The organism is Agromyces binzhouensis (assembly GCF_004135055.1).
Lineage (GTDB): Bacteria > Actinomycetota > Actinomycetes > Actinomycetales > Microbacteriaceae > Agromyces > Agromyces binzhouensis.
Genome location: NZ_SDPL01000114.1, coordinates 1 through 7,907, shown reverse-complemented (window position 1 = coordinate 7,907; position 7,907 = coordinate 1). Strand labels below are relative to the sequence as shown.

The following is a 7,907-nucleotide window of genomic DNA, read 5'->3' as shown; positions in this document are numbered from 1 at the left end:
AGACCGGCGTGCCCGAGACGGTCGGCGCGACGGGTGTCGGCGCCGCAGCCGGAGCCGGCGTGGCCACGGCGGCACCGGAGACGCCGGCGCCGCCGATGCCGCAGACGATCTACGTCCAGGCGCCCACTCCGCCCAGGGACAAGGGCAACCGCGGCTTCGGCGTGCTCGTCGGCCTGATCGCGACCGTCGGCTTCGCCCTGCTCTACGCGGGGATCTCGTACCTCGTGATCACGTGGTACGGCGCCGGTCGCGGCGACGGCATCCGCGTGTACACCGAGTTCCTGGCGCAGCCCGTGTTCTGGATCCCGGTCGTCTTCTTCTTCCTCTCGTTCGCGCTGCTCGCGGCGATCCTCAACCGCGCCGCGTGGTGGACCTGGGCCGTGTTCGGCCTCGCGGTCGGGATCATCGTGTACTTCTCCTACATCGCAGGTTCCCTCCTCACGGTCGCGGCGTGGCAGTTCACCCCGCAGCAGGCCGCGGACTTCGTCGCCGAGCGCTGGGTCGACCCGTTCGCGATCATCGCGTTCATCGTCGCCCGCGAACTGCCCATCTGGTTCGGCGGGTGGATCGCCGCGCGAGGCCGCACGATGACGGAGCGGAACGTCCGGGCGCGCGAGGAGTACGATCGCCAGCTCGCGGCCGGACCGCAGCCGGTGACGTCCTCGCGCTAGCGGAGCGGATCGCCCTCGCGCCCTCGGTCGGGTGCGCTCATGGCGGTGCTCCCGTCGAGGCGGCGTAGGCTCGGAGCATGGCGTCGAACGCGACCTCCGCGTGGGCCGTCGCCGGCTTCGCGGCGGCGCTCGACGTCGCGCTGATCGTGGCGGCGTTCGGATTCACGAGCCTGCTCGCCGACCTCGAGCCGATCGCCGATCCCGCCGCCGGCCGCCTCGTCGGGCCGATCACGATCGGCGCCGCCGTCGGCGCCCTGCTGCTCCTGCTCGGGGCGGCCCTGGGGCGGGGGATGCGCGCCTGGTCGATGGCCGGCCTCGCGTTCCTCGTCACGTGGGCGTCCGGCGTCGTGGCCGGGACGATCGCGTACTCCGCGTCCACCGGCACCATCCTCGCCGCGTTCCTCTTCGCACTCTCGTTCATGTCGGTCGGGTTCGGGCTCATCATCCCGCTCGCGAGCGCGCTCGTCGCCCTGCTCGCCGCGGTCACGGTGCGCGCCGAGGAGGGCGGGGTGGAACGGCCCAGGTGGCCGTGGGAGCGCGACGACGACGAGTGATCCGTGCGCCCGCGGCGGGACATCCGTTCACGGGTTCTCGGGCGCTCGCGGTCGACGGCAGTAGGGTGAACCGCGTGGAGGGATCGGTCGAGGCCCGGGTGAGCCACGAGGTCGACCGCTGGCTGGCGTGGCTGCCGCGGTGGCGACCGGGGACGCACCGCGGTCGCGTGCGCCTCTGCACGCGCTGCTTCGGTTCGCCGATCCTCGCCGCGGCCGGCCTCGACGTCGACGTGCCGCACCCGGTGCAGCACGCCTTCTCGATGCGCATGAAGGGCATCATCGACGTCGCGGTCGACGACTACACCGCACGGAACCTCCCCATGCTGCATCGCGAGATCCGCCTCGCCGAGGAACGCAAGGCCAGGCGGCCGTATCGCGCCGGGGAGGGCCTGGACCCGGAGTTCCTGGGGCTCGACCTCGATCCCGACCCGACGCCCGGTGAGCCGTTCCTGTTCACGCTGCAGGGGCTCGAGGCGGATGCCGCGGCCGAGGCCGCCGAGCCCGCACCGCGTCCGTTCACCCCGCAGGAGAAGGAGGCGCTCCGAGAGGAGGTGCGCCTCGCCGACGACTTCGCCAAGCAGCTCGGCCGGCGCATCTGCGCCGAGCTCGCGCGGCACCGCCAGCGCATCGCCAACGCGGTCGAGCGGCTCGTCGAGCCGCAGGTCGCCGAGCTCCTCGCCGACCTCGACCGCGAACTCGACGCGCCCGGCTGGACCGGCTGATCGCGCCGTCGACACCGCCCGGCGTTCGCCGAGGGCGTGCAGGCGTCATTTGACCGCATCGTGACGCCGGATTACCATTGGTCGGGTGTGCGCGTTGCCGCGCGCTCGTGCCGTGCCCGCGGATCCCCCGGATCCACGGAGGCGGCGCGGGTTCTCACAGTGCGCACACCAGGGCGCCGGCCCCCGGCCGGAACGCCCCCACGGCATACCCACCACTGAAAAGGCAGCGCCGCTCGGCGGTGCCGGTGGGTCGTGATGTGAAATCCATCAACGCTGTCACCGTGCAGCACAACAAGGAGAAGCAGTGCCAACCATTCAGCAGTTGGTCCGCAAGGGTCGCTCGCCGAAGGTCACGAAGACCAAGGCTCCCGCCCTGAAGGCCAACCCCCAGCAGCGCGGCGTGTGCACGCGTGTGTACACCACCACCCCGAAGAAGCCGAACTCGGCGCTCCGCAAGGTCGCCCGCGTGAAGCTCTCGAACGGCACCGAGGTCACCGCCTACATCCCCGGTGAGGGCCACAACCTGCAGGAGCACTCGATGGTGCTCGTCCGCGGCGGTCGTGTGAAGGACCTCCCGGGTGTCCGCTACAAGATCATCCGCGGTGCGCTCGACACGCAGGCCGTGAAGAACCGCAAGCAGGCTCGCAGCCGCTACGGCGCGAAGATGGAGAAGAAGTAATGCCTCGCAAGGGACCCGCTCCGAAGCGCCCCGTCGTCGCAGACCCCGTCTACGGCTCGCCGGTCGTCAGCCAGCTCGTCAACAAGATCCTCGTCGACGGCAAGAAGGACCTCGCGCAGCGCATCGTCTACGAGGCGCTCGAGAACGTCGCGAACAAGTCCGGCCAGGACGCCGTCGCGGTCCTGAAGAAGGCCCTCGACAACGTGCGCCCGACCCTCGAGGTCCGGTCGCGCCGCGTCGGCGGCTCGACCTACCAGGTCCCCGTCGAAGTCAAGCCGCACCGTGCGAACACCCTGGCACTGCGCTGGCTCACCAGCTACGCCAAGGCCCGCCGCGAGAAGACCATGACCGAGCGTCTCACCAACGAGATCCTCGACGCCTCGAACGGCCTGGGTGCCGCGGTCAAGCGCCGCGAGGACACCCACAAGATGGCCGAGTCGAACCGCGCCTTCGCCCACTACCGCTGGTAGCGGGCCGAGCGGATGCCGCGGGCCTCGCGCTCGCGGCGGCCTCGCGGTATCCGCTCACCCCCCACCCTTCCCTTCCTGAACATCCGGAGGAACCCCGTGGCACTTGACGTGCTCACCGACCTGAACAAGGTCCGCAACATCGGCATCATGGCGCACATCGATGCCGGCAAGACCACCACGACCGAGCGCATCCTGTTCTACACGGGCGTCAACCACAAGATCGGCGAGACGCACGACGGCGCGTCGACCACCGACTGGATGGAGCAGGAGAAGGAGCGCGGCATCACGATCACGTCCGCCGCGGTCACCTGTTTCTGGAACAAGAACCAGATCAACATCATCGACACGCCCGGCCACGTCGACTTCACCGTCGAGGTGGAGCGTTCGCTGCGCGTGCTCGACGGCGCGGTCGCCGTCTTCGATGGCAAGGAGGGCGTCGAGCCCCAGTCCGAGACCGTCTGGCGCCAGGCCGACAAGTACGACGTCCCGCGCATCTGCTTCGTCAACAAGATGGACAAGCTCGGCGCCGACTTCTACTTCACCGTCGACACGATCGTCAAGCGCCTCGGCGCGAAGCCCCTCGTGCTCCAGCTCCCGATCGGCGCCGAGAACGACTTCGTCGGCGTCATCGACCTGATCGAGATGCGCGCACTCGTGTGGCCCGGCGACGCCAAGGGCGACGTGACCATGGGCGCCAAGTACGAGGTCCAGGAGATCCCCGCGGACCTCAAGGACAAGGCCGACCAGTACCGCCAGCAGCTGCTCGAGACCGTCGCCGAGACCAGCGACGAGCTGCTCGAGAAGTTCTTCGGCGGCGAGGAGCTCACGGTCGACGAGATCAAGGGCGCGATCCGCAAGCTCACGGTCAACTCCGAGATCTACCCCGTCCTGTGCGGCTCGGCGTTCAAGAACCGCGGCGTGCAGCCGATGCTCGACGCGGTCATCGACTTCCTGCCGTCGCCGCTCGACGTGCCCGCGGTCCAGGGTCACGACGTGCGCGACGAGGAGAAGATCATCGAGCGCCACGCCGACGCGACCGAGCCCTTCTCGGCGCTCGCGTTCAAGGTCGCGGTGCACCCGTTCTTCGGTCGCCTCACCTACGTCCGCGTCTACTCGGGCCGTCTCGACTCCGGCGCCCAGGTCATCAACTCGACCAAGGGCAAGAAGGAGCGCATCGGGAAGATCTTCCAGATGCACGCCAACAAGGAGAACCCGGTCGACTCGGTCACGGCGGGCAACATCTACGCCGTCATCGGCCTGAAGGACACCACGACCGGCGACACCCTGTGCGACCCGGACAACCAGGTCGTCCTCGAGTCGATGACCTTCCCGGAGCCCGTCATCGAGGTCGCCATCGAGCCGAAGACCAAGGCCGACCAGGAGAAGCTCGGCACGGCCATCCAGAAGCTCGCCGAGGAGGACCCGACCTTCCGCACCGAGCTCAACCAGGAGACCGGCCAGACGGTCATCAAGGGCATGGGCGAGCTGCACCTCGACATCCTCGTGGACCGCATGAAGCGCGAGTTCAAGGTCGAGGCCAACGTCGGCAAGCCGCAGGTGGCCTACCGCGAGACGATCCGCCGCACGGTCGAGCGTCACGACTACACCCACAAGAAGCAGACGGGTGGATCGGGCCAGTTCGCGAAGATCCAGTTCAAGCTCGAGCCGCTCGAGGTCGAGGGCGACAAGACCTACGAGTTCGAGAACGCCGTCACGGGTGGTCGCGTCCCGCGCGAGTACATCCCGTCGGTGGACGCGGGCTTCCAGGACGCGATGCAGGTCGGCATCCTCGCCGGCTACCCGATGGTGGGCGTCAAGGCGACGCTCACCGACGGTGCCGCCCACGACGTCGACTCCTCGGAGATGGCGTTCAAGATCGCCGGCTCGATGGGCTTCAAGGAGGCCGCTCGGAAGGCGAACCCCGTCCTGCTCGAGCCGCTGATGGCCGTCGAGGTCCGTACTCCCGAGGAGTACATGGGCGACGTCATCGGCGACCTGAACTCGCGCCGCGGCCAGATCCAGTCCATGGAGGACGCCGCCGGTGTGAAGGTCGTGCGTGCGCACGTCCCGCTCTCGGAGATGTTCGGCTACATCGGCGACCTGCGGTCCAAGACCTCGGGCCGCGCGGTGTACTCGATGGAGTTCGAGAGCTACGCGGAGGTCCCGAAGGCCGTGGCCGAGGAGATCGTCCAGAAGAACAAGGGCGAATAGCGCCCGAACGCACGGACCGACAGGTTCGCGTAACATAACAACACAACCCCGTAGCACACCGGTCGCAATCCGGCGCCCGGTGCTGCTACACGGATCCTGAGGAGGACCCACAGTGGCTAAGGCCAAGTTCGAGCGGACCAAGCCGCACGTCAACATCGGAACGATCGGTCACGTCGACCACGGCAAGACCACGCTCACCGCAGCGATCTCCAAGGTGCTCGCCGACAAGTACCCGTCGGCCACCAACGTGCAGCGCGACTTCGCGTCGATCGACTCCGCTCCCGAGGAGCGCCAGCGCGGCATCACGATCAACATCTCGCACGTCGAGTACGAGACGCCGAAGCGCCACTACGCGCACGTCGACGCCCCGGGTCACGCCGACTACATCAAGAACATGATCACCGGTGCCGCCCAGATGGACGGCGCGATCCTGGTGGTCGCGGCGACCGACGGCCCGATGGCCCAGACGCGCGAGCACGTGCTGCTCGCCAAGCAGGTCGGCGTGCCCTACCTGCTCGTCGCGCTGAACAAGGCCGACATGGTCGACGACGAGGAGATCCTGGAGCTCGTCGAGCTCGAGGTCCGCGAGCTGCTCTCGTCGCAGGGCTTCCCCGGCGACGACGCCCCGGTCATCCGCGTCTCGGGCCTCAAGGCGCTCGAGGGCGACGAGAAGTGGGTCAACTCGGTCCTCGAGCTCATGGAGGCCGTCGACGACTCGATCCCCGACCCCGTGCGCGACAAGGACAAGCCGTTCCTCATGCCGATCGAGGACGTCTTCACCATCACCGGTCGTGGCACGGTCGTCACGGGTCGCGCGGAGCGCGGCACGCTGAAGATCAACTCCGAGGTCGAGATCGTCGGCATCCGCCCGACGCAGAAGACCACGGTCACGGGCATCGAGATGTTCCACAAGCAGCTCGACGAGGCGTGGGCCGGCGAGAACTGCGGTCTCCTGCTCCGCGGCACCAAGCGCGAGGACGTCGAGCGCGGCCAGGTCGTCGTGGCCCCGGGCTCGGTCACCCCGCACACGAACTTCGAGGGCACGGCCTACATCCTCTCGAAGGACGAGGGCGGCCGTCACAACCCGTTCTACGCGAACTACCGTCCGCAGTTCTACTTCCGCACCACCGACGTCACCGGCGTCATCACGCTGCCCGAGGGCACCGAGATGGTCATGCCCGGCGACACCACCGACATGACGGTCGAGCTCATCCAGCCGATCGCCATGGAGGAGGGCCTCGGCTTCGCCATCCGCGAGGGTGGCCGCACGGTCGGCGCCGGTACCGTCACGAAGATCATCAAGTAATCTTCGCGATCGCGACCTGCAAGGGGTCGGGCCTTCGGGCCCGGCCCCTTCGTCGTTCCGCTACCACAGTCGTGCGCGGGCGTCCAGATCCGGGCAGCGCGTCCCTCGTCGAGGAGACCTCGGGTTAGCCTTGACCGGATGGTTCCCCCGTCGATCCGAACCCGGGCCGCAGTGCGGCCGGAGATCCAGGCCCTCCGCGCGATCGCGGTGTGCGCCGTCGTGCTGCACCACGGGTGGCCCGCGGTCGCGCCCGCCGGCTACATGGGCGTCGACGTCTTCTTCGTCGTGTCGGGGTTCCTCATCACCGCACTGCTCCTGCGCGAGTCGGCCCGCACGGGTCGCATCTCCCTGAAGGACTTCTACCTCCGCCGCGCACGGCGGATCCTGCCGGCCGCCATGGCCGTGCTCGTCGCCGTCACCGTGCTCACCTACCTCGTCGTCCCCAGGGTCGAGTGGCGCTCCTACTTCCGCGAGGTCATCGCGAGCGCGCTCTACTTCGAGAACTGGCTGCTCGCTGCCGACTCGCAGGCCCCCGCGCGCGACGACCTCGCCTCCACGCCGGTCCAGCACTTCTGGTCCCTCTCGGTCGAGGAGCAGTTCTACCTCGCGTGGCCGCTGCTGATCATCGCCGCGATCGCGTTCGCCGCCCGTCGGTCGCGAGACCCGCGGCGCGCCCTGCTCGTCGTGCTCGGCGCCGCGACGATCGCCTCATTCGCGTGGAACGTCGTCCTCACCGTGCAGGACCACAACCTCGCCTACTTCTCGACGTTCACGCGAGTGTGGGAGTTCGGCGTCGGCGGAATCCTCGCCATCCTCGTCCCGGAGGTCGCGGCCGGTCAGGAACGGCTCCGGGCCGCAGTGGGATGGCTGGGGCTCGCGCTCATCGCCGTGCCGATCATCGTCTTCCGCGACCCGGAGGTGTTCCCCGGGGTCGTGGTCCTCGTGCCCGTCGCCGGCGCCCTCGCCGTCATCTGGGCGGGCATGCCGGCCGTCGGATGGTCTCCGGCACGCGTCACCGGGATTCCGCCGGTCCAATGGACTGGCGACATCTCGTACTCGCTCTACCTCTGGCACTGGCCGATCTTCATGTTCGTGCCGTTCATCACGGGGGTGCCGAGCCCGCCGTGGCTCATGGCACTGCTGGTGATCGCGGCGTTCGCGGTCGCCGCGGCGTCGAAGCGATGGATCGAGGACCCGGCGAGGTTCGGCGCCGCCGGGGCGCGCCGGCCGCGGTCGGCCCTGCTGCTCGGCTCGGTCGCCACGCTCGCGGCGCTCCTCGTGGCCGCGGGGATCG

The 7,907-nt window shown here is 69.0% G+C and carries 7 protein-coding genes and 1 pseudogene; all 8 read left to right on the top strand.

Translation table 11 applies throughout. The annotated features are described in order from the left end of the window. Positions 1-671, top strand: a pseudogene (locus tag ESO86_RS18715) (hypothetical protein); the annotation flags it as partial. A gap of 77 nt (positions 672-748) precedes the next feature. After that, entirely contained in the window at positions 749-1,225 is a 477-nt protein-coding gene (locus ESO86_RS07650; RefSeq protein ID WP_129234364.1) for a DUF6121 family protein, read from the top strand. A 74-nt stretch (positions 1,226-1,299) separates the two neighbouring features. Beyond that, positions 1,300-1,947: a spermidine/putrescine ABC transporter substrate-binding protein gene (locus ESO86_RS07645; RefSeq protein WP_129234363.1), complete on the top strand. Its 648-nt coding sequence runs from the start codon at positions 1,300-1,302 to the stop codon at positions 1,945-1,947. Between the two features lie 304 nt (positions 1,948-2,251). Next, positions 2,252-2,626, top strand: a complete 375-nt coding sequence (rpsL, locus tag ESO86_RS07640; RefSeq protein ID WP_022889720.1) for a 30S ribosomal protein S12 — start codon at positions 2,252-2,254, stop codon at positions 2,624-2,626. Further along, a complete protein-coding gene (gene rpsG / locus ESO86_RS07635; RefSeq protein ID WP_067948599.1) occupies positions 2,626-3,096 on the top strand; it encodes a 30S ribosomal protein S7 in 471 nt (156 codons plus the stop codon). The genes rpsL and rpsG overlap by 1 nt, the downstream gene beginning before the upstream one ends. A 96-nt stretch (positions 3,097-3,192) precedes the next feature. Next, the gene (fusA, locus tag ESO86_RS07630) at positions 3,193-5,307 is read left to right on the top strand and encodes an elongation factor G (protein ID WP_129234362.1); all 2,115 of its coding nucleotides are present in this window, start codon (positions 3,193-3,195) and stop codon (positions 5,305-5,307) included. Between the two features lie 112 nt (positions 5,308-5,419). Continuing rightward, complete coding sequence (gene tuf, locus ESO86_RS07625; protein ID WP_129234361.1) at positions 5,420-6,613, top strand: elongation factor Tu; 1,194 nt, start codon at positions 5,420-5,422, stop codon at positions 6,611-6,613. Between the two features lie 138 nt (positions 6,614-6,751). After that, the coding region (locus ESO86_RS07620; RefSeq protein ID WP_165307481.1) for an acyltransferase family protein at positions 6,752-7,907 on the top strand (1,156 nt) is incomplete at its 3' end.

Bases quoted from the DNA above. Each gene is read 5' to 3' on its own strand.
- ESO86_RS07650 (WP_129234364.1), top strand. From the start codon at position 749: ATGGCGTCGAACGCGACCTCCGCGTGGGCCGTCGCCGGCTTCGCGGCG.
- rpsG (WP_067948599.1), top strand. From the start codon at position 2,626: ATGCCTCGCAAGGGACCCGCTCCGAAGCGCCCCGTCGTCGCAGACCCC.